The sequence below is a fragment of the Xanthocytophaga agilis genome (assembly GCF_030068605.1).
Taxonomy (GTDB): Bacteria; Bacteroidota; Bacteroidia; order Cytophagales; family 172606-1; genus Xanthocytophaga; species Xanthocytophaga agilis.
In genome coordinates, this window is sequence record NZ_JASJOU010000058.1 from 1 (window position 1) to 587 (window position 587).

1 protein-coding gene is annotated in these 587 nt (G+C 41.4%); it reads right to left on the reverse strand.

Annotation, left to right across the window (positions count from 1 at the left end):
* Positions 1 to 5 precede the first annotated feature (5 nt).
* A partial coding sequence (locus QNI22_RS40180; RefSeq protein WP_314520325.1) for a sensor histidine kinase occupies positions 6 to 587 on the reverse strand: 582 nt, incomplete at its 5' end.

A 587-nucleotide genomic window follows, 5' to 3' on the forward strand; every position in this document is an offset into this window, starting at 1 on the left:
TCTAGTTATGAAGCGGGCAAAAATACAGTAAAGACTGCCCCTTGACCTAACGTACTGGTTGCCTGTATAGCGCCTTTATGATTAGTTACTACCTTTTCACAGATAGCCAGCCCAATACCCGTTCCGGCATATTCCACTCTGCTATGCAAACGCTGAAAGATCTGAAAAATACGTTCAGCATACTCCTGCTCAAATCCTATTCCATTATCTTTTACCTCAATCCGATGATATAGTTTTGATTGATGAGTCCTGACAGAAGCAGGTAATGAAGTAAAAGATACAAGCTCATATTGCACCTTAATAACAGGAGCTATATCTTCTTTACGAAACTTGAGCGCATTGGAAAACAGATTCAAAAATAACTGGCCCAACTGTGTAGCATCGCCCTGTATGGTGGGTAATGTGTCTACCTGTATAGTAGCCTGTGTTTCCTGAATACGAAACTCGAGTTCAACCAGCACTGTATCTAGCACCTGATTCAAGGATACAGATTCGGTACGATCTTTCTGGTTTGATATTTTGGAAAATGACAACAGATCTTGGATTAAAACCGACATCCGCTTGGATGCTGACTGCATGCGTTCAAG